Here is a 20,054-nt window from a genome sequence, read left to right as displayed (position 1 = left end):
AGACAAGTCTGTCGGAGGCGCACGTGCAAAATCCGAGTAACTCTAATCTTCTCGAACTCTACCGGACGATGCGGCGCATCCGCACCTTTGAAGAACGCGTGGGCGAATTGTTTGTGCGCGGTCAGACGGCTGGTTCTATGCTTCACCTTTCCATTGGTGAAGAAGCAGCCGCAGCTGGTGTTTGCGCTGCGATGCAGCCGCAGGACACGTTCACGACGCATCATCGCGGTCATGGTATCTTTCTGGCACGCGGTGCCGATCCCCGGCAGATGATGGCGGAAATTGGCGGTAAGGAAACCGGCTATTGCCATGGCAAGGGCGGTTCCATGCATATTGCCGATATGGCGCTTGGGCATCTTGGTGCCAATGCGATTGTCGGCGGCGGTATTCCTTCGGTCGTTGGCGCTGGTCTTTCCAGCAAATATCTCAAGAAGAATTCCGTTTCGCTCGCATTCTTCGGCGATGGCGCAATGCAACAGGGCATTCTTTATGAGAGCATGAATATGGCGGCTCTCTGGGGCCTGCCAGTCGTGTTTGTCTGCATCAACAATCAGTATGGCATGGGAACACGTGTCGATCAGGCGACAGCCAATACGGCTTTTGATCAGCGCGCACATGCTTTCGGCCTTAATGGCGCGATCGTCGATGGTATCGATGTGGAAGAAGTTAAGGCCGCAGCGCAAGGCTTGATCGATGATGCGCGCCTCGGCAAGCCGGGCTTCCTGTCTGTTACTTGCTATCGTTTCTTTGGTCATGCCCGCATGGACAAGAGCCCGTATCGCGCGGAAGCTGAAGAGGCGGAAGGTCGCAAGAAAGATCCGGTTAAATTCACACGTGACCGGCTGGTCACGGAAGGCTTGGCTGAGGAAACAGCACTCGACGCAATGGATAGCGGCATCACTGCCGAAATGGACGCGACCATTGATTTCACGGTCGAGTCCAAGGCACCGCCACTCACCTCCATGTTCAAGGACGTTTATGCGGTGGGCGAGCCAGAGCCGGAACCCGTCCGCACCCGTATCGACCGCGTACTTTCCAGGGATGAAGCATAATGGTTGCCATGACTTACCGCGATGCGCTGCGTAAAGCGCTGGATGATGCCATGGCTGAAGACAACACCATTGTCGTCATTGGCGAAGAAGTAGGTCGCTATGGTGGCGCTTATGGCGTCACGAAAGATCTGATCGGAAAATATGGGGCTGAACGGCTTATCGATACCCCGATTTCCGAGCCTGCCATTATCGGCGCTGCTGTTGGGGCTGCTATGACCGGCCTGCGTCCGGTTGCGGAGCTGATGTATATCGACTTTCTCGGTATGACCATGGATCAGTTAGCCAATCAGGCAGCCAAAATCCGCTATATGTTTGGTGGCCAGATCGGCGTGCCGATGGTGCTGCGCACGCAAGGCGGCACAGGCCGTTCGGCGGGTGCACAGCATTCGCAGAGCCTTGAAGCATGGATCATGCATACGCCGGGCTTGCGGCTTGTCATGCCTGCCACCGTGCAGGATGCCTATCATTTGTTGCGCCAGAGCCTGACAAAACCTGATCCGGTCGTCTTTATCGAGCACAAGGCGCTCTATACCCGCAAGGAAGAGGTCGATCTTGATGCCGACCCGCTTGAATGGGGTAAGGCTGCGGTGCGCCGTACTGGCAAAGATCTGGTTATCGTAACCTATTCGCGCCAGCTTCATTATGCGCTGGATGCTGCCGAAAAGCTGTCTGCCAAGGGTATTGAAGCGACGGTTATTGATCTTCGCACGCTCAATCCGCTCGATTTCGATACGATACGGGAACATGTCGAGCGCGTCGGCAAGGCAATGGTTGTTTCCGAAGGCGTGATGACAGCCGGTGTTGCAGCCGAGCTTTCTGCCCGTATCACAGAAGAATGCTTCGACTATCTGGAACAGCCTGTCGTGCGCGTTGCCGGTGAGGATATTCCGATTTCGGTTTCGCAGGATCTGGAAGCTGGCAGCGTACCAACATCGGACCTTATCCGGTCGGTCGCGGAGAGAATGCTGTCATGACAGAACGTATTCTAAAAATGCCGCGCCTCGGCGAAACGATGGAAGAAGGCAAGATTGTCGGCTTCCTCGTCAATCCCGGCGACAATTTCAAGCGCGGTGATTCAATCATAGAGATTGAGACCGACAAGACGGTCGCCGAGTTCCCCGCGCTGGGTGACGGCACGCTCAATGAATGGATCGGATCAATTGGGGATCATGTCGTTGTCGGTGCGCCGCTTGCGCGCATTGATATTGGCACAGGTCCCGACTGGACCGACGAAGGCGGCGAAAGCACGCCTTCATCGGTGGAGCCGGCTGCGTCGCACCCCGCGCCCGCAGCCGGCTCGCACCAAGCAAATGTTGTCATCGATCTTGATATGCCTCGTCTTGGTGAGACGATGGAAGAGGGCCGTATTGTTCGCTGGTTGAAAGCTGCGGGCGACAGTTTTGAGCGTGGCGAAGCCGTTCTTGAAATTGAAACCGACAAGACGGTTGCAGAATTTCCGGCGCTGGTCAGTGGTAAGCTCGTTGAAATCCTGCGCCATGAAGGCGACATGGTAACTGTTGGCGATGCCATAGCTCGTATTGAAGTAGTGGCAGATCGAGCCACACAAAAGGCTGAAGCTGTCTCTCAGGCAGAAACGCCGGTTCAGACTGCTCAGCAGTCCGCAAGGGTGCGGCCAGCGAGGGTAACCAGCCATGATCAGCGCACTCGTGCGACCCCCCTTGCACGCAGACTTGCGCGCCAGAAGGGCATCGACATTAACACGCTTTCAGGCTCGGGCCGCAGAGGTCGGGTTGAGAAAGAAGACGTTCTGGAGGCTTCAGGAAATCCGCAGGCAGGCGCTGATGTGAACTTCGTCGAGCTTGCAGATGGTCGGGTTGCTTATACTGATATCGGCCCCAAAGATGCGCAGGTTTTCGTGCTGCTTCATGGATTTTCGGGTGACCGGACCACATGGAGTAACGTCGCATCCGGACTGCGTAGGGCAGGCTTCCGTGTGGTCGCACCCGATCTCCCTGCCCATGGATTGACAACGATCCATGCGGCGAATGCTGACCAGCTTAGTCAGTTCCTCCCCGCATTCCTTGATGCTCTGTCGATCAAAAAGGCGGATGTTGTCGCGCACTCTTTTGGTGCGGTCGCAGCAACTGCATTTGCCTCGGCTTATCCCGCCCGCGTTACTGGCCTGACACTCGTCGCACCTGCGGGCCTTGGCTCCGAGATTGATGCTGGATTTATTTCCGGCATGGCACTGGCAACATCAGCGGGCGAGATAACGCATCTTCTGCGGCGTATAGCGGCCAAACCTGTCGAACTTTCGCCAGTGCTGGTGTCCGAGTTTGCTGCAACTATGGCTAAAGGACGTCTGAAAAATCTGGCAGAAGCCGTGGTTGGACCATCAGGACAGCGAACCGACATTATCGCGTCACTCGAAAAGCTTTCGCGCTTAATGCCTGTCCGTGTGCTGGTGGGACTACAGGATCGTATTATCCCGTGGCAGCAAGTGACTGCATTGCCGCCGTCAATCGGCGTTCATTTCCTCGCTCAGTCGGGTCATATGCCGCAATGGGATCAGGCGAAGGACGTGACCGATCTGGTTTTGAATTTTGCAGGAGGTTCGAATGACTGATGTGAAGCTGCGTCTGAAAGAAGCCCAGTCACGACTGGGCGCATTTGCCAAAGCGACGCCGGAACTCATGTCCGGCTTCGCCAAGGTCAGCAAATCTGCAACGGCTGCGGGTGCGTTTTCATCTGCCCAGCGAGAGTTGATTGCGGTCAGCATTGCTGTTGCTAAAGGTTGCGAAGATTGCATCCTCTATCACGTGGATGCAGCTATCCGTCATGGTGCGACCGAGAAGGAGTTGATCGAGGCGCTTGAAGTTGCTGTCGAGATGGGCGGCGGTCCGGCTGTGATGTATGCGGGCAAGGCACTGGAAGCATTTCGCGGACTAAATTGAACGGTTGCACGGTGATGCATTCCGAGAGCTGGAGGCGCTTTCGGAATGGCATTTGGGAGGATGTGAATGGCTTATTTTCTGACCGCCGATGGAGGAACGGAAAGTATTCGCGCGCGGGTCTATGATCTTTCAGGCACGTGTCTGGCGAGTGCCGCTGTGCCTTATGAAACGAAATTTTCAAGCGGAGCGCGGGCGGAACAGAACCCTGAAGACTGGTGGTCTTCCTTCGTTCTGGCTGCGCGCAAAGCAATATCAGATTCCGCGATCAATCCGGCGTCAATCGAGGCAATCACACTGGCTACAACAAGTTGCACGGTGGTCGCGCTTGATGCAGATGGTAAGCCTCTGCGCCCATCAATCATCTGGATGGATGTGCGTGCGAGTGCTGAAGCTGAAGCCGTACTCGCAACCGGTGATGAAGCGCTTCTGGCGAATGGTAGCGGGCAGGGACCTGTTTCAGCGGAATGGATGATCCCGAAGGCGCTGTGGATCGCGCGCAACGAGCCGGAGATATTCGAGAAAGCAGAAACCATCTGCGAATATCAGGATTTCATGACGCTGCGATTGACAGGAGAGAGGGCTGCCAGCCTCAATAATGTTTCGTTGCGCTGGCATTATTCGACAGACCGCGGCGGATTTCCAAAGACGCTTCTGGAGAAACTTGACCTTCAAGAGCTGTTGCAGAAATGGCCGTCACGGGTGGTCGCGCCCGGTGAAGTGATCGCTAATCTGAGTGCAGGCGCTGCATCTGAACTCGGTCTCTCGCAGAAGGTGAAAGTCGTGCAGGGCGGTGCGGACGCGCTGATTGGTATGATCGGTCTTGGCGTTGCCAAGCCGGGACAGCTTGCCTTGATAACCGGCTCATCTCATTTGCAGTTCGGCGTTTCAGACAAGCCGCTTCATGCGCGCGGTATATGGGGCAGTTATCCTGATATGGTCTATCCTAAACGCTATATCATTGAAGGTGGCCAGACATCGACGGGTTCAGTTATTGCCTGGCTGGGTCGCATGATGAACGGCACCATGGATATGGAAGAACTGAACCGCAAGGCCGCCACTCTTGAGCCGGGTGCAGATGGGCTGCTCGTACAAGACCATTTTCAGGGCAATCGCACACCTTATACCGATGCCTTGTCACGTGGGGCAATTGTCGGACTGACACTTGCGCACGAGCCGCACCATGTTTTCCGGGCTATCATGGAAGGCATCAGTTTCGGTACACGTGCCATCCTCGATGCGATGGCAGATGCTGGTTATCGCGGGCAGGAGATCACTGTTGGCGGTGGGGCAAGTGCGTCACCCCTTTGGCTGCAAATCCATGCCGACACGGCTGGATTACCAGTTTGTGTACCACAGTCGCGCGATGCGCCTTCAGTTGGTGCCGCTGTTTTGGCGGCTCACGGTGCAGGCCATTTTGCCAGCATTGATGACGGCATCGCAGCCATGGTCAAGCCGGGCACCCGCATTGAACCACGTCCGCGTGAGACGGCGATCTATAACGAGATTTATCAACAGTATCGCGCGCTCTACCCGGCTTTAAAATCGGTTCGTGGCAGTTGAGTAAGATATTCGGGAGAAGAGAATGCTCAAGGATTTTCAGCTGACGGGTAAAAGTGCTGTCATTACCGGCGGTGCGAAAGGTATTGGACGCGCTATCGCCGAACTTTTCGTCGAGGCCGGTGCGAATGTTATCATTACCGACCGCGATGAGGCTGCAGGCACGGCGACTGTTGCCGAACTCAACGCACAACGAGCCGCGTCAGCGCGATTATATGTGCTCGATGTAACAGACAAGAATGCTGCTGAACGGGTGGCGGAGGCAATTGCCAACGAGATTGGCGTGCCTGATATTCTGGTCAACAATGCTGGTATTGTCAGAAATGCCGCAGCCAGCGATGTCACAGAAGATGACTGGCGGGCGGTGATCGACGTCAATCTCAATGGCGTTTTCTACTGTGCGCAAGCATTTGGCAAACGTATGGCTGTGGCTGGTCGGGGTGCTATCGTCAATATTTCATCCATGTGCGGTGAGATTGTCGTCTATCCTCAACCGCAGGTGGCCTACAATGCTGCAAAAGCGGGCGTCAATCTGATTACCAGGTCGCTGGCTGTTGAATGGGCAAAACAAGGCGTGCGCGTAAATGCGGTCGCTCCCGGCTACACCGCAACAGAATTGACGCTTGCAGGCCGCAGCAACGAGGAATGGTTTTCGACATGGCTCGCCATGACGCCGCAGGGACGGCTCGGTGAACCGCGTGAGATTGCCAATGCTGTTTTGTTTCTCGCGTCTGACGCGGCAAGCTTTGTGACCGGCACGGTACTGACCGTCGATGGCGGCTATACCGCCCTTTGATTTCTGGAGGATGAAATGACCGAACAAGCAAAAATAGCTCTCGTCACAGGTGCCAGCCGTGGAATAGGGCGTGCCATCGCTGTTGGTATGGCTAAGCGCGGTTTTGATGTAGCCATCAACGATATCGAACGCCAGAAAGACGCGTTGGAAGAGGTTGCGGCGGAAATCGAAGCGGCCGGTCGTCGTGTATTGAGCGTTTATGCAGATGTCAGCCGCAAGGCCGATGTTGAGGCCATGGTACTGAAGACCATCGACACGTTTGGCCGTATCGATGCTGTGGTCAACAATGCGGGTATCCTGATTGCCAGCGACGTTGAGCATCTCAAGGAAGAACATTGGGACAGCGTTCTTGATGTCAATGCCAAGGGCACATTTCTGGTGGTTCAGGCGATTTTGCCTCACATGAAGAAGCAGAAGTACGGTCGCATCGTGAATATTGCCTCCATCGGCGGCAAGCATGGCGCGCCGGAACAGGCGCATTATTCAGCCTCAAAAGCCGCGGTCATGGGGTTCACACGTGTCTTGGCGCAGGAAGTGGGAACCTTCGGCATTACCGCCAACTGTGTCTGTCCCGGTATCATTCTGACTGACATGGGTCGCGTCAATCTTGAGGACGTCGCAATACGTGAAGCATGGCAGGAGAAGACGGCCATGCGACGGATTGGTGACCCCGAAGATGTGGTTGGTCCGGTCGCATTCCTTGCGTCCGATGACGCAGCCTTCGTGACCGGCCAGAGCCTTAACGTCGATGGCGGTATCGTATTGAGCTGATCATAGTAGTTTTACAATCACGACAAAACGGCCCGCAGTGATACTGGCGGGCCGTTTTTATTTGTGATGTGTGTCACAAAACATCGAATAAACTCTGCTGTCTCGCATTAGCCACTTCAAATCTCGTTCACCGCGAGATAAATTGTCATGGGGTGCACTCCTGTTAAATTAGGACAATCGATGTCTTGTAATGATCTTGTAACCTTCGATGTGTGGCAACCTGCGCTGGAGATGCGCAAAGGAACCACAAAACATCGGCTTCTGACCGAAAAGATCGTTGAGGATATCGAGAAGGGTGTTCTTAAACCCGAGACGCGGATGCCAACGCATCGTGATCTCGCACACAAACTGGGGCTATCCGTGCAGACGGTGAGTATCAGTTATAAGGAAGCGGAGCGGCGTGGCTATTTGCGCGGGGAGGTCGGGCGCGGCACCTATGTGTGCAATCGCGTGACTGAACGCGCAGATCGTTTCATGCTCGATCGTGATCCCAGTGGTATCGCTGATCTTTCCATTATCCGTGCAGTCTACATGGGCGCGCATGAGAGTGCATCGCGGCGACTATTTGAGGAAATGAGCCAGTCGGACAATGCGAGCTTCATGCGTCCGTGTCGTCCGATTGCGGGGCTGGATCGTCACCGCAATATCGCGCGTGACTGGTTGCGCGGTTTGTCAGTGGATGTTGATCCGGGTCGGATCATCATTACAAATGGCGCAGCACACGGGCTGTTTCTCGCAGTTGCAGCGGTTGTGCAACCGGGCGAAGTGGTGCTGACGGAAAGCCTGACCGACCATGGTATCATCGGTCTTGCCAATGTGCTTGGTTTCACGCTGCGCGCGCTACCGACGGATAGAGAAGGCATATTGCCTGATGCATTTGAAACGGCGTGTAAGGCAGGAGATATAAGGGCGCTTGTCCTTATCCCGACGCTTGGCAATCCGACCAGTCATCTGATGGGTGCTGCAAGGCGTATTGCAGTCGCAGACATTGCACGGCGATATGGCGTTTGTGTCATTGAAGATGAAGTTTATAAGCCGATCCTCGAAGAGCCCCTGCCGTCAATGCCGGAATTGCTACCGGAGTTGGGCTTCTTTGTAACCAGTTTCACCAAGACAGTTATGACTGGTTTGCGTACAGGCTATCTCGTTGTGCCAGCGCATTATTCCATTCGAGTGACGTCGATCTTACGGGTGACGAGCTGGAGTGGCGTTAATCTTGTTGCGGAGATGGCCAGTCGCTGGATCGAAGATGGAACAGTTGCTGAACTTCTGGATATTCAGCGTGACGAATTGCGCTCAAGGCAGACATTGGTTGCTGACATTCTGGGGCCTCACATTGCAGGCAGCAATCCGCTGTCACTTTGTGCCTGGTTGAAAATACCGCGTAATTGGTCTGAGGATGGTCTGGTCCGTGCGCTGGCAAGCAAGGGTGTTGCTGTCACACCTTCTGATCCGTTTGTGGCGGGTGGTGAGCGGGGGGATGGCGGTATTCGCATCTGTCTAGGCGGAAGACTTTCGCAATCCGCCTTGCAGACAGCACTTGAGACTATTCGTGAAACCTTTGCACAGCTGCCGCCCGTCTATGACGTCAGTTCTATAGCCTGAGCGCTATAGAACTGATTGCAGAAACTCTTTCGTCCGATCTTCGGTCGGCGATTGGAATATTTGTTCCGGCGTGCCCTGTTCGCAGATGCGCCCCTTGTCGAAGAAACAGACACGATCAGAGACTTCACGTGCAAAGCGCATCTCATGGGTTACGAGCAGCATGGTCAGATCATGTTCCTGTGCGAGGCTACGAATGACCGCAAGAACTTCGCCGACAAGCTGCGGATCAAGTGCTGACGTCGGTTCATCAAAAAGTAAAACACGCGGACGCATAGCCAAAGAACGCGCTATCGCAACGCGCTGCTGCTGACCGCCCGAAAGCTGCGAAGGGAAGTGATCCTTCTTGTCTGTCAGGCCGACAAGAGAGAGAAGATCGAGTGCGCGTGCCTCGGCTTCGTCCCGCTTCAGCCCAAGAACATGAACAGGCGCTTCGATGATGTTGCGCAACACAGACATGTGCGGAAACAGATTGAAGCTCTGAAACACCATGCCGACATGCGATCTGATTTTACGTAAATGGGCTTCGCTTGCCTGAAACGGTCCCTTGCCATTCGGCTCGTGATAGGACGTTCCGGCAAGCTCCAGCGTGCCTTCCTGAAATGGCTCCAGCGTCATGAGAATGCGAAGCACTGTAGACTTGCCTGACCCTGATGGGCCGATCAGCGTCACTTTCTCACCCGTATTGACCGAGAAATTGAATTGATCCAGCACAGTCAGTGCGCCGAAGCGCTTGGTTACGTCCTGAAAGCGGATAATTTCCTGGGTCATTTGAGAGCGATCCCGTTCTTTGGAAGTGTGCGTTCGAGCAGTCGGATGCCTGCCGAGCAGATAAGTGTCAGGATGAGGAAGATCAGGCCGACCATCGAGAGTGGCACCAGATATTCGAAGGTACGATCACCGATCAGATTGGCAAGGTTGAGCATGTCGACGATACTGACGACAGACAGAACAGGCGTCTCCTTGAGCATAGACACAAGATAGTTGCCCATGGCCGGTGTGATGCGCGGTACAGCCTGAGGAATGACGATGTCACGATAGGTGCGCCAGGGCGTGAGGTTCAACGCACGTGCGGCTTCCCACTGTCCACGCGGTATGGCCTCGATGCCCCCACGATAGACTTCCGATGTATAGGCCGAATATTGCAGGCCGAGAGCCAACGCGCCGGTCAGGAATGCGGGCAATACGATGCCGTAGACGGGAAGCACGTAATAGAGGAAAAACAGCTGAACCAGCAGCGGCGTATCGCGCAAAAATTCCACAACGACAACTGTTGGCCACGAAATGATCTTGTAAGGGCTTCGACGCAAAAGGGCGAAGACAAGACCAAGTACCAGCGCAATCGCGAAACCGGTGGCTGCTGCCTTGAGGGTTACGGTGAGGCCGATCCCCAGAATTGGCAGAATGGAAATCGCAAAGGATAGCGTGGACGAGGTGTCCCAGGCATAACCATAAATCATGCGAAACCTCCTGCCATTGTCTGGCGCTTCAGTCGCCGCTCAAGCCAGCGGATGGCGTAGGCGAGCACCAGGGCCATTGCGAAATAGCCGAGTAGTGTAAGCGAATAGATCGTCACATTGTCGAGCGTCAGATTGCGTAAACGCTGGGCCTGAAAAGTCAAATCGCTGATCGCGATAAGCGAGGCGAGTGCTGTATCTTTCAGATTATGAATGGCCAGATTGCCGAAAGCCGGCATCATCTCGACAATCGCCTGCGGCAGAATGACATGAAACAATGTATGGCCTTTGCTGAAGTTGAGGGCTCTGGCGGCTTCGTGCTGTGCCTCTGGGACAGACTTCAGCGCGCCGCGCACCACCTCCGCACCATAGGCACCTATATTGAGGCCGAGCCCCATGATGCCGGTCGTGAGTGGGTCGAACGAAATGCCGATCAGTGGCAGAGCGTAATAAAGCCAGAACAATTGCACGAGCAGCGACGTGCCACGGAATATCTCGATATAAACCACCGCAATCGTTGATAATATCGGCCCACCTGCAAAACGGGCGATGCCAGCAGCGAATGCCAGCAGGGTGCCGATAGCCAACGAACTCAGTGCAAGAACGACGGTGATTTGTGCGCCTTTGAAAAGGGCAGGAAGATACTCCGTCCAGTGCATATGGTCTTCTCCCGATAGAGATGAGACAAGGCCCGCCGAGCCATTCATCATGGTTCGGCGGGCGACAATTGCGTTACTTTGCGTTGCAGAGGCTCGCCGTATCAACTGTACGTGCCGCTTTGACACTCTCTTCGCTCAACCCGTATGTCATCAGGATTTTGGCGTAGTCATCGGTTTTCTTGAATTCGATGAGTTCCTTGTTAAAGGCCTCAAAGAAGTCCTTATCTTCGGGACGGAAGCTGAAAGCGCCGAAACTACGTGCAGCTTTGCCATCCACAACCGGATCGACAAACGGATGCGCCTGCTCCAGTTCTGGGGAATTCGCAACAAGGTTAGCCACCGTCAATTCGGTTGCCGCATAAGCATCGGCACGACCGGCCTGTACTGTGGATGGCGCGTCAGCATTGCCCTGAATCATGATGATTTGTGACTCATCAATACCCATGCCATGCAGGAAGTCGATCTGATCTGCGCCCGAAACAATCGCAATTTTCAGAGACGGATCTTTCTTGATGTCTTCATAGGAATGGATTTTCTTTGGGTTGCCTTTGGGCACCAGAAGACCTTCACCATAGCTGGAATTGGCAACAGTGAACTGCACCTGCTTGCAACGATCCGGCAGAATGTTCTGCTCGGCGGCGACAAACTCAAAGCGCTTGGCCTTCAATCCGGGAATGAGCGAGCCGAATGGTGTGACGGTCCAGTCAACTTCCTCAATTCCGAGTTTTTTAAAGATTGCTGCGGCAACATCCGGGCCAATGCCTTTGGCGGCACCACTTGCGTCCATGTAACCGTAAGGCACTTCGTTGGCGGTTGCTCCACGTACAAAACCAGCGCTTTTCAGCTCGTCAATCGTGACTGCCTGTGATGGGATGGTAAGGGCTACGAATGCCACTGCGGAAAGCAGGGCAGAGATGGTATGAAGTTTCATGCGCATGGTGTTCACTCCTCTTTATGGATGCCGGTTGTTTGGATGTCCGGCTTTTCAGTTGGTCTATATGAACTGGTTTTAAGACGAGGTTGGTTCCTCACTGATTGTTGCGATCACTGAAAGGCAATCGCCCATCTTGATCAGACCCGGAAAATGACGAGCGGCAAGAATGCCGTCGAGAGCAGCGCGATATTCCTGCGGTGCGCCACCGGTACGGGTAACAGAATGAACGCGGGCGATAACATCGCCCTTGCGCACCTCTGCACCAAGATCGACAAGTGGTTCCAGAAGCCCTTCTGTATCTGCAAAGCCGAAACATTCCTGCGATGGCATATCGAGCCATATGGTGGGAGACAGTTCGACTTCACCTTTCAGAATGCCTGCATGACGCAAAAGGTTGCGAATCCCGCGCTTGGCGATTGTTGCTGTGCGCGCCGAGATCGTGCCGCCGCCAGAAAGCTCTGTCGTCACAAAGACTTTGCCTGCTTCTTCTGCGGTTGTATCGTACATGCCTACAGCATCGATTTCGATCATCCGCATCGAAAAGGGTGCGCAGAATGCTTTGACGGCAGCGAAGCAATGCGCCTCCTGAGCCGTATCGGGCAGGGCATGGGCAGCCGCATAGGGTAGGAAATCAAGTGTGCGACCGCCTGAGTGAAAGTCCATGACGATATCGGCTGTGGGCAGCAGATAGCGCGTAAAATAATCGGCGATCTTTTCCGTAACCGTTCCATCCGGGCGTCCGGGAAAGCTGCGGTTGAGATTACCTTTGTCTATCGGTGATGTGCGCGTTCCGGCCATGAAGGCTGGAAAGTTCATAGCAGGCACGATGATAACGCGCCCATTGATCTCAGCCGGTTTCAGATTGGCGGCGAGATCGTAGAGTGCAACCGGCCCTTCATATTCATCACCGTGATTACCGCCCGTTAGAAGGGCTGTGGGGCCGTCGCCATTGCGAATGACGCAAATGGGCAACATGAGCGAACCCCACGCGGAATCGTCTCGTGACCAGGGTAGCCGCAAGTGGCCGTGCTGCACGCCATCGCGATTAAGATCGACGGTCGCCGTGATCGGAGAAGGACGGAAAGGCGGCGAAGTATGCATCATCGCGACACCTTAATCCTTGACCAGAAGCTTACGTGGCACATTCGACAAGCACTCGACACCTGTTTCGGTAATGACGATACTCTCGGTGATTTCCAGCCCCATGGTTTCAAGCCAAAGGCCCGTCATGAAATGGAAGGTCATGCCCGGTTGCAGTTCTGTGCGATCACCCGGACGAAGGCTCATGGTGCGTTCGCCCCAATCCGGCGGATAGGACAGACCGATCGAATAACCGGTACGGTTATCTTTGATGATGCCGTATTTCTTCAAGACCGCAAAAAAGCCATTGGCGATATCTTCGCAGGTATTGCCGGGACGAGCCGCCGCCAGACCGGCCTCCATGCCCTCAAGCGTCGCCTTTTCAGCATCAAGGAAAGCCTGTGTTGGCTTGCCGAGAAAGACTGTGCGCGAAAGCGGGCAATGATAGCGCTTGTAGCAACCGGCAATCTCGAAGAACGTGCCTTCGCCGGTTTTCATGGGCAGATCGTTCCATGTAAGATGCGGTGCGGATGCATCCGGGCCAGATGGCAGCAAGGGTACGATTGCCGGATAATCGCCACCAAAACCATCGACGCCACGAGTGCCTGCGTCATAAATCTCCGCTACGAGATCGCATTTGCGCATACCCGGTTCGATCTTTTCAGCGATGCGTTGGTGCATGGCTTCGACGATGCGGCCAGCCTTGCGCATATAGTCGATTTCGGTCGCACTTTTGATTGCACGTTGCCAGTTGACGAGGCCCTGCGCATCTTTGAACCGGGCATTTGGGAGATGCTTCTGCAAGGCGTGATGTGCAGCAGCCGTATACCAGTAATTATCAAACTCGACGGCTATCGTCTTGTTGCCCCAACCCTTTTCCTCAAGGATCGAAGCCAGAAGATCCATCGGATGACGTTCCAGCGATTGGACGTAATGATCCGGATAGCCGATAATATTGTCGTGTGAGATCCAAGCCGTGCGCTTTGCACCATTGCCATCCTGACCGCGACCGTACCAGATCGGTTCGCCGTCCATCGCCAGCACCACGCATTGGTGGACATAGAAGGACCAGCCGTCATAACCGGTGAGCCAGTGCATGTTCGATGGGTCGGTGACGATGATAAGATCGACACCTGCCTTCTCCATTGCACGGCGGGTTTTTGCAACGCGCTGGTCGTATTCCGCGCGGGTGAAGTTGAGTTCCGCACTCATCGGCTGGCTCCTGCTTTTTTGTTTGAATCGATTTTGGCGCCCGCGTCGTGAGCGCTTGCACGCTGTGTTGCGAGACGGGCAATGGCTGTGTCCTGAATACCTGTTCCCGTCAGATCGCAGACCGTGATGGCGTCGGGCTCACGGTGAAACGTTTCGGCTTCAAGGATAATCTGGCCGAGTTCCGGGAAGGTCGCATCCGACGCGACAGTCCCTGCGGTGATTGCATGATGCAACTCGCCGAGCCTGCGTGTCTGTTTCAGACTATCCGCAACATAGATGATCGGGCGTTTGAAGATTGACGGATCAAGCTCGTTCTTGTGTTCTGCATCAGAGCCCATGGCGGTGATATGTTGGCCGGGTTCCAGCCATTCAGCCTTGAGGAGCGGCGTTTCTGAAGGAGTCGTCGTGACAATGATATCCGCATCGCGGCAGGCCTCGCGCGCATCGGCTATGGCTTTCACTGGAATGCCAAGCGCATCCGTGATGTCTTTGGTCGTCTGCTCTGCTTTCAGATGATCGCGAGCCCAAATGCGCGCTTCTTTAATCGGGCGAACAAGCGTGAGCGCTTGCAATTGCAGCTTGGCTTGCATGCCTGCACCAAAGATAGTGGCTATATTTGCGTCGGCACGCGACAGATATTTTGCGGCGACTGCGCCAGCCGCAGCTGTACGCACGTCAGTCAGATATCCATTGTCCAACAGCAGCGCTTCGATCAGTCCGGTCTTGGCTGAAAACTGGATCATCAGCCCATTGGTAGATGGCAGGCCGATGGAAGGATTATTGAAAAAGCCGGGGCTGATTTTGATAGCAAAGCTGTCCAGTCCGGGAATGTAGGCGGTTTTCACATCGACTTCGCCGCGTTCGGTCGGAATATCGAGGCGCAGGATGGGGGGCATACTAACACCTCCGCTTGCGAGCGCACGAAAAGCGTCCTCCACACAAGTCACACTTTCAAGATCCAGCGATATGATCTGACGCAAATCGGTTTCGGTGAGAATTCGCATTCCGACCATCAGCCAGCCCTCCGATAGCTATCTTCCACGATTGCGCGATGCTGTTCGGGATCAATATTTCCGCCCGAAATAATGATCGCGATTGGACCGGAAGCTTTGATTTTTCCGGCAAGCAAGGCGGCAATACCGACAGCCGCAGCTCCTTCAATGGTCTCGCCTTCCTGCAACGCTGCATGACGGATGCCTGCGGCAATCACTTCCTCGTCGAGCAGGATCACCTCATCAAGCAGGGCGCGACACATGGCGAAGGTCCAGCAGTTGTCGAGACCAATGCCACCGCCAAGAGAATCCGCCAGCGTATCCAGTTCCTCAACATTGACCGGCTTACCCGCTTCAAGGCTCGCCTGCATGGCAGCACCGCGTTGCATTGAAATTCCAATTACCCGCACTTGCGGGCGTTTTGCTTTCACGGCTGCTGCTATTCCGGCGGCAAGTCCTCCGCCCGAAAGTGGAATAAGCACTGTGTCCAGCTCGCGGAGGTCTTCGACAATTTCCAGCCCTATGGTTCCCTGACCAGCAATAATGCGGGGATCATCAAAGGGCGGGATGGCATTCATGTCTTCATCACGCGCAAGACGCACGACTTCTTCCATCGCATCGTCCTGAGATTTACCGATGACGCGCACATCAGCGCCCAGCTGGCGGATAGCTTCGACCTTGTTGCGCGGCACGAGCGATGAAAGACAGATTGTGGCCGTCAATCCCAGTGTAGATGCAGTATGCGCTAATGCGCGTCCGTGATTGCCGGTGGAGGCGGTGACAAGTCCGCACTTACGTTCGCTCTCAGACAGGCTGAGAACTGCATTTGTTGCACCGCGCAGTTTGAAGCTGCCTGTTGGCTGACGGTTTTCAAGTTTGAGAAAAACCGGTACGCCTGAGTGTTTGCTGAGGCTTTCGGAGCGGATCAGCGGTGTTCGTTTGACGTGGCCGTTCAGTCTGCCTTGTGCTTGCTCTATTTCGTTGAGATCGATCATTTGCGACACATTTCCCGACATTCACACCACCGTACCAGGCGGTATTGAAATGGGGAGAGCTGCACTGAGCAAAGCGCTTCTTCGCATCAGACAAGCAAATTGAGGGCGCAATAAAGCACCATATGCGAAACCGTCAGGTCGCATTCTCGTTCCCCATATATTTGATTTTTGTTCTTGCTTATATGTGTGAAAGACCAATTACATCGTGTCAATGATTATATTGGATCATTACAATATTGATCGAAGACGACTTTTTATTGGCGTGGTCTTGCCTGCGATATGTGACCATGCCAATGAGAATGGCCTTGAAATGCAAATGCTCACTTATATTGGACCGATATAATGAAATCCGCCATCAAGCTTGATGCTGTCGATCTTCGCATTCTGGAAGCGGTGCAACAGAACGCGCGGATCACCAAGCTTGCACTTGCCGAGCAGGTGGGATTGTCACCGACCCCGTGCTGGCTGCGGCTGCGCAAGCTGGAAGAGGCGGGCGTTGTTACGGGCTATCATGCGCGCATTACCTATCGCAAAATCGCTCCTATCGCACATGTGATGGTGCAGATAACGCTCGGCAATCACCGCCAGAGCGATTTCGACCGCTTCGAGCGCGCGATTGCAGTTATTCCTGAGATTGTCTCGTGCTGGTCGGTTGGCGGGGGCATAGATTATTTTCTGATGATAATGGCCCGCGATATTGACGGCTATCAGCGTCTTATTGACCGGTTGTTGGATCAGAACATCGGCATCGAGCGCTATTTCACTTACATCGTGACCAAGCTTGTCAAAGATGAGAAGACCGGTGTGCCGCTGTCACTGCTGTCCGACAGTGTTGAATAGTCCAAACGACCTGTTTGACTAGCAAGTTTAGTCCAATTCCTCTGTCCGCTGTCCCGCCTTTGGTCCGAATGCAATCTCATCCTGTGAGATGTTTCTTCCAGAATTGGGAGAAGCACAATGAATGCCGGTTTGGATCATCCGATACAACATGACGGGCTTAACAGGCTTCGGGACAAACATCTTTTTCGTGAGCTCGCTTATATCGACGGGCGCTGGGTTGCGGGAGAACAGGCTGAGACTTTTGCCGTTCTCGACCCGGCAACCGGGCAACGGCTGGCGCGCGTCGCAAGCCTGAGTGACGCACAAACAATACTTGCCATCAATGCCGCAGAAAAGGCCTTTCCTCAATGGCGCAACAAGCTGCCACAGGAACGGGCTGCGATTTTGCGTCGTTGGTATGAGCTCATTCTGGCAAACCGCGAAGATCTGGCATTGCTGATGACGCTTGAGCAGGGCAAGCCGCTGGATGAATCGCGTGGTGAAATCGATTATGGCGCGGCTTTCATCGAATGGTTTGCAGAAGAAGGTAAGCGCCTTAACGGTGAAACCATCGCAAGCCATCTGCCCAACGCGGAAATGCTGGTGCGGCGCGAAGCACTGGGCGTTGTGGGTCTTGTGACACCCTGGAATTTTCCAAACGCCATGATCACCCGAAAGGCGGCGGCGGCAATAGCCGCAGGCTGTCCGGTTGTCGTGCACCCATCGTCGGAAACACCACTTTCAGCGCTCGCATTGGCCGAGCTTGCAGAACGTGCCGGACTTCCGTCCGGTATTTTCAATGTCGTGACTGGCAAGGCCGCTCCAATCGTCGATGTGCTATGCCGCGATGACCGCGTGCGGGCATTGAGCTTCACGGGCTCCACTGAAATTGGAAAGCTGATTGCCACCAAATGTGCAGCAACTGTCAAACGGCTTGTGATGGAGCTTGGCGGGCACGCGCCTCTGATCATTTTCAATGATGCCGATGTCGGCCGTGCGGTTGATGTGGCCATGGCCGCGAAGTTTGCAACTTCGGGACAGGATTGTCTTGCTGCCAACCGTATCTTTGTTCAGCGCGATATTCTTCCGGCTTTCACGAAAGCTTTTGCAGCGCGTATACGCAGCTTGAAAACAGGTAATGGCCTTGATGCGGACGTCGAAATCGGACCGATGATGCATAGTCGTGCGGTTGATAAAATCGAGGAACAGGTTCGCGATGCGGAACAACGCGGCGCCAACATCGAAGTGGGCGGCAAGCGGATTGGTGACCATACGCTATTCTTCGAGCCTACATTGCTGACCAATGTGTCTGACGACGCGACGATCATGCACGAAGAGACATTTGGTCCAGTCGCTGCAATCTCGGTCTTTGATGACGAAGAAGAAGTCATCATCCGCGCCAATGCTACGCAATATGGCCTCGTCGCGTATGTGGTGACATCGAACGGTGCCCGGCAGCTGCGAATGGGGCGCGCGCTGGAATACGGAATGGTTGCCATCAATCGCGCAAAAATAACCGGTGCGCCGATCCCTTTTGGTGGCTGGAAACAATCCGGGCTTGGCCGAGAAGGCTCACATCAGGGCATAGAAGCCTTCACCGAACTCAAATATCTCTGCATTGATACCGCTGCGTGAAAGCGTAGCGATAAGAAAGGAACATAACCATGTTGAACACTAGCAACGAACTCACCGCCTGGGATCGCGATCATTTCTTTCATCCGTCCACGCATATGGGAATGCATGCACGTGGTGAAACGCCAACGCGCGTGATTGAAGGCGGCGAGGGTGTTTATATTGCCGATGTGAACGGTCGCAAGAGTCTGGATGCTTTCGCTGGCCTTTATTGCGTCAATGTTGGTTATGGCCGTACAGAAATAGCTGATGCGATTGCCGAACAGGCGCGCAAGCTTGCCTATTATCACGCCTATGTCGGCCACGGCACCGAAGTATCGATTACGCTCGCCAAGATGATCATTGATCGCGCACCTGAACATATGAGCCGCGTATATTTCGGCCTTTCGGGTTCTGATGCAAATGAAACCAACATCAAGCTGATCTGGTATTACAATAATATTCTTGGCCGCCCGGAAAAGAAGAAGATCATTTCGCGCTGGCGCGGCTATCATGGCTCCGGCGTCATGACGGGAAGCATGACCGGTCTTGCAACATTCCATAACGCGTTTGATCTGCCTCGTGCGCCGATACTGCACACGGAATCGCCTTATTATTTCCGTCGTGCGGATCGTTCGATGAGCGAAGAGCAGTTTGCGCAACATTGTGCGGACAAGCTCGAAGAAATGATCCTCGCTGAGGGGCCGGATACAATTGCTGCGTTTATTGGTGAGCCGGTTCTTGGCACGGGCGGTATTGTGCCACCGCCTGCGGGTTACTGGCAGAAAATTCAGGCGGTTCTTGACCGTTATGACATTCTGCTGGTCGCTGATGAAGTGGTCACCGGCTTTGGACGTCTTGGCACTATGTTCGGCTCAGATCATTATGGAATGAAGCCTGATCTGATCACCATCGCCAAGGGGCTGACATCGGCCTACGCACCGCTTTCCGGTTCGATCGTTTCTGACCGCATGTGGCAGGTGCTGGTACAGGGTTCCGATCAGATGGGGCCGATCGGTCACGGTTGGACTTATTCGGCGCATCCGATTTGTGCCGCGGCTGGCGTTGCCAATCTTAAGCTCATCGATGAAATGAACCTCGTGGAAAATGCGGGTTCGACCGGCGCTTATTTCCGCAAGGCGTTGCAAGATGCCGTTGGAGGTCATAAGCACGTTGGTGAAGTGCGCGGTGAAGGGTTGATGGCTGCTATCGAGTTTGTTGAAGACCGTGACGACCGGAAGTTTTTCGATCCATCGTTGAAGATTGGCCCGCAGGTTTCTACAGCACTTCTTGCTAACGGCGTTATCGCTCGCGCCATGCCTGAAGGCGATATTCTCGGATTTGCACCACCTCTGTGTCTGACACGCGAAGAGGCCGATAAAATTGTCGATGCCACCCGAAAGGCAATTGCGACTGTATTTGCTTAATCTGATCTTTTAGGCCCGCAATGCTTGCCTTCACCATCTTACCGGGTGGTGAAGGCTTTCTTTTAAGGTTCAGAATTGTCGATTCATTGAACCTGTATGTCGATTGGTCCTAAAGCTATTGCTGATTTAAGGAAACACACCAGAAACTACTCGCTGATTTGAATATATTTCGGGG

Annotated in this window: 19 protein-coding genes; 11 read left to right on the top strand and 8 right to left on the bottom strand. The window is 54.3% G+C overall.

The window, feature by feature from the left end; all coding sequences use genetic code 11:
• Positions 1–23: 23 nt before the first annotated feature.
• The 8 genes from CES85_RS03975 (at position 24) to ehuR (ending at position 8,696) form a co-directional block, all read left to right on the top strand.
• Positions 24–1,052, top strand: coding sequence for a thiamine pyrophosphate-dependent dehydrogenase E1 component subunit alpha (locus tag CES85_RS03975; protein ID WP_094575665.1), 1,029 nt, complete (start codon positions 24–26; stop codon positions 1,050–1,052).
• Positions 1,052–2,026, top strand: coding sequence for an alpha-ketoacid dehydrogenase subunit beta (locus tag CES85_RS03970; RefSeq protein WP_167388243.1), 975 nt, complete (start codon positions 1,052–1,054; stop codon positions 2,024–2,026). Before CES85_RS03975 ends, CES85_RS03970 begins: the two co-directional genes overlap by 1 nt.
• Complete coding sequence (locus CES85_RS03965; protein WP_095444737.1) at positions 2,023–3,639, top strand: acetoin dehydrogenase dihydrolipoyllysine-residue acetyltransferase subunit; 1,617 nt, start codon at positions 2,023–2,025, stop codon at positions 3,637–3,639. The genes CES85_RS03970 and CES85_RS03965 overlap by 4 nt, the downstream gene beginning before the upstream one ends.
• A complete protein-coding gene (locus CES85_RS03960) occupies positions 3,632–3,967 on the top strand; it encodes a carboxymuconolactone decarboxylase family protein (RefSeq protein ID WP_094575501.1) in 336 nt (111 codons plus the stop codon). The genes CES85_RS03965 and CES85_RS03960 overlap by 8 nt, the downstream gene beginning before the upstream one ends.
• Positions 3,968–4,033: 66 nt before the next feature.
• Positions 4,034–5,527 carry an FGGY-family carbohydrate kinase gene (locus CES85_RS03955; RefSeq protein ID WP_095444736.1) on the top strand — a complete coding sequence of 498 codons (1,494 nt, stop codon included), beginning with the start codon at positions 4,034–4,036 and terminating at the stop codon, positions 5,525–5,527.
• Between the two features lie 22 nt (positions 5,528–5,549).
• The gene (locus tag CES85_RS03950; RefSeq protein ID WP_095444735.1) at positions 5,550–6,320 is read left to right on the top strand and encodes an SDR family NAD(P)-dependent oxidoreductase; all 771 of its coding nucleotides are present in this window, start codon (positions 5,550–5,552) and stop codon (positions 6,318–6,320) included.
• Between the two features lie 15 nt (positions 6,321–6,335).
• The gene (locus CES85_RS03945) at positions 6,336–7,091 is read left to right on the top strand and encodes an SDR family NAD(P)-dependent oxidoreductase (protein ID WP_095444734.1); all 756 of its coding nucleotides are present in this window, start codon (positions 6,336–6,338) and stop codon (positions 7,089–7,091) included.
• A 180-nt stretch (positions 7,092–7,271) separates the two neighbouring features.
• A complete protein-coding gene (gene ehuR, locus CES85_RS03940) occupies positions 7,272–8,696 on the top strand; it encodes a MocR-like ectoine utilization transcription factor EhuR (protein WP_167388242.1) in 1,425 nt (474 codons plus the stop codon).
• A 3-nt stretch (positions 8,697–8,699) separates the two neighbouring features.
• Here the strand turns inward: ehuR and ehuA are convergent, their stop codons facing one another.
• The 8 genes from ehuA to eutB form a co-directional block, all read right to left on the bottom strand.
• Positions 8,700–9,464, bottom strand: a complete 765-nt coding sequence (gene ehuA, locus CES85_RS03935; RefSeq protein WP_095444733.1) for an ectoine/hydroxyectoine ABC transporter ATP-binding protein EhuA — start codon at positions 9,462–9,464, stop codon at positions 8,700–8,702.
• Entirely contained in the window at positions 9,461–10,153 is a 693-nt protein-coding gene (ehuD, locus tag CES85_RS03930; protein ID WP_094575491.1) for an ectoine/hydroxyectoine ABC transporter permease subunit EhuD, read from the bottom strand. The genes ehuA and ehuD overlap by 4 nt, the downstream gene beginning before the upstream one ends.
• Positions 10,150–10,809: an ectoine/hydroxyectoine ABC transporter permease subunit EhuC gene (gene ehuC, locus CES85_RS03925; protein ID WP_095444732.1), complete on the bottom strand. Its 660-nt coding sequence runs from the start codon at positions 10,807–10,809 to the stop codon at positions 10,150–10,152. Before ehuC ends, ehuD begins: the two co-directional genes overlap by 4 nt.
• Before the next feature lie 73 nt (positions 10,810–10,882).
• The gene (ehuB, locus tag CES85_RS03920; RefSeq protein WP_095444731.1) at positions 10,883–11,746 is read right to left on the bottom strand and encodes an ectoine/hydroxyectoine ABC transporter substrate-binding protein EhuB; all 864 of its coding nucleotides are present in this window, start codon (positions 11,744–11,746) and stop codon (positions 10,883–10,885) included.
• A 72-nt stretch (positions 11,747–11,818) separates the two neighbouring features.
• Entirely contained in the window at positions 11,819–12,847 is a 1,029-nt protein-coding gene (gene doeB, locus CES85_RS03915) for a N(2)-acetyl-L-2,4-diaminobutanoate deacetylase DoeB (RefSeq protein WP_095444730.1), read from the bottom strand.
• Positions 12,848–12,856: 9 nt separating this feature from the next.
• Positions 12,857–14,035 (bottom strand): ectoine hydrolase DoeA, encoded by a 1,179-nt coding sequence (doeA, locus tag CES85_RS03910; RefSeq protein WP_094575483.1) that lies wholly within the window; start codon positions 14,033–14,035, stop codon positions 12,857–12,859.
• On the bottom strand, positions 14,032–15,048 hold the full coding sequence (locus CES85_RS03905; protein ID WP_095444729.1) for a cyclodeaminase: 1,017 nt from the start codon (positions 15,046–15,048) through the stop codon (positions 14,032–14,034). The genes doeA and CES85_RS03905 overlap by 4 nt, the downstream gene beginning before the upstream one ends.
• Positions 15,048–16,022 carry a hydroxyectoine utilization dehydratase EutB gene (gene eutB / locus CES85_RS03900; protein WP_095444728.1) on the bottom strand — a complete coding sequence of 325 codons (975 nt, stop codon included), beginning with the start codon at positions 16,020–16,022 and terminating at the stop codon, positions 15,048–15,050. The genes CES85_RS03905 and eutB overlap by 1 nt, the downstream gene beginning before the upstream one ends.
• Positions 16,023–16,376: 354 nt before the next feature.
• Here eutB and CES85_RS03895 point away from each other — a divergent pair, with 354 nt between their 5' ends.
• The 3 genes from CES85_RS03895 to CES85_RS03885 all read left to right on the top strand — a co-directional run bounded on the left by CES85_RS03895 (position 16,377) and on the right by CES85_RS03885 (position 19,879).
• The gene (locus CES85_RS03895) at positions 16,377–16,862 is read left to right on the top strand and encodes an Lrp/AsnC family transcriptional regulator (RefSeq protein WP_191792795.1); all 486 of its coding nucleotides are present in this window, start codon (positions 16,377–16,379) and stop codon (positions 16,860–16,862) included.
• Positions 16,863–16,979: 117 nt separating this feature from the next.
• Positions 16,980–18,476: an NAD-dependent succinate-semialdehyde dehydrogenase gene (locus CES85_RS03890; protein WP_095444726.1), complete on the top strand. Its 1,497-nt coding sequence runs from the start codon at positions 16,980–16,982 to the stop codon at positions 18,474–18,476.
• A 29-nt stretch (positions 18,477–18,505) separates the two neighbouring features.
• Positions 18,506–19,879: an aspartate aminotransferase family protein gene (locus CES85_RS03885; RefSeq protein ID WP_095444725.1), complete on the top strand. Its 1,374-nt coding sequence runs from the start codon at positions 18,506–18,508 to the stop codon at positions 19,877–19,879.
• Positions 19,880–20,054: the final 175 nt, after the last annotated feature.

The sequence above is a fragment of the Ochrobactrum quorumnocens genome (genome assembly GCF_002278035.1).
Lineage (GTDB): Bacteria > Pseudomonadota > Alphaproteobacteria > Rhizobiales > Rhizobiaceae > Brucella > Brucella quorumnocens.
Note: the sequence above shows the minus strand (reverse complement) of the source record. Positions and strands in the feature narration are given on the sequence as shown.

What these genes read in the sequence shown, in the direction of transcription:
- CES85_RS03970 (WP_167388243.1), top strand. Translation starts at nt 1,052, where the DNA reads ATGGTTGCCATGACTTACCGCGATGCGCTGCGTAAAGCGCTGGATGAT.
- CES85_RS03965 (WP_095444737.1), top strand. Translation starts at nt 2,023, where the DNA reads ATGACAGAACGTATTCTAAAAATGCCGCGCCTCGGCGAAACGATGGAA.
- CES85_RS03960 (WP_094575501.1), top strand. Translation starts at nt 3,632, where the DNA reads ATGACTGATGTGAAGCTGCGTCTGAAAGAAGCCCAGTCACGACTGGGC.
- CES85_RS03955 (WP_095444736.1), top strand. Translation starts at nt 4,034, where the DNA reads ATGGCTTATTTTCTGACCGCCGATGGAGGAACGGAAAGTATTCGCGCG.
- CES85_RS03950 (WP_095444735.1), top strand. Translation starts at nt 5,550, where the DNA reads ATGCTCAAGGATTTTCAGCTGACGGGTAAAAGTGCTGTCATTACCGGC.
- CES85_RS03945 (WP_095444734.1), top strand. Translation starts at nt 6,336, where the DNA reads ATGACCGAACAAGCAAAAATAGCTCTCGTCACAGGTGCCAGCCGTGGA.
- ehuR (WP_167388242.1), top strand. Translation starts at nt 7,272, where the DNA reads ATGTCTTGTAATGATCTTGTAACCTTCGATGTGTGGCAACCTGCGCTG.
- ehuA (WP_095444733.1), bottom strand. Translation starts at nt 9,464, where the DNA reads ATGACCCAGGAAATTATCCGCTTTCAGGACGTAACCAAGCGCTTCGGC.
- ehuD (WP_094575491.1), bottom strand. Translation starts at nt 10,153, where the DNA reads ATGATTTATGGTTATGCCTGGGACACCTCGTCCACGCTATCCTTTGCG.
- ehuC (WP_095444732.1), bottom strand. Translation starts at nt 10,809, where the DNA reads ATGCACTGGACGGAGTATCTTCCTGCCCTTTTCAAAGGCGCACAAATC.
- ehuB (WP_095444731.1), bottom strand. Translation starts at nt 11,746, where the DNA reads ATGCGCATGAAACTTCATACCATCTCTGCCCTGCTTTCCGCAGTGGCA.
- doeB (WP_095444730.1), bottom strand. Translation starts at nt 12,847, where the DNA reads ATGATGCATACTTCGCCGCCTTTCCGTCCTTCTCCGATCACGGCGACC.
- doeA (WP_094575483.1), bottom strand. Translation starts at nt 14,035, where the DNA reads ATGAGTGCGGAACTCAACTTCACCCGCGCGGAATACGACCAGCGCGTT.
- CES85_RS03905 (WP_095444729.1), bottom strand. Translation starts at nt 15,048, where the DNA reads ATGGTCGGAATGCGAATTCTCACCGAAACCGATTTGCGTCAGATCATA.
- eutB (WP_095444728.1), bottom strand. Translation starts at nt 16,022, where the DNA reads ATGATCGATCTCAACGAAATAGAGCAAGCACAAGGCAGACTGAACGGC.
- CES85_RS03890 (WP_095444726.1), top strand. Translation starts at nt 16,980, where the DNA reads ATGAATGCCGGTTTGGATCATCCGATACAACATGACGGGCTTAACAGG.
- CES85_RS03885 (WP_095444725.1), top strand. Translation starts at nt 18,506, where the DNA reads ATGTTGAACACTAGCAACGAACTCACCGCCTGGGATCGCGATCATTTC.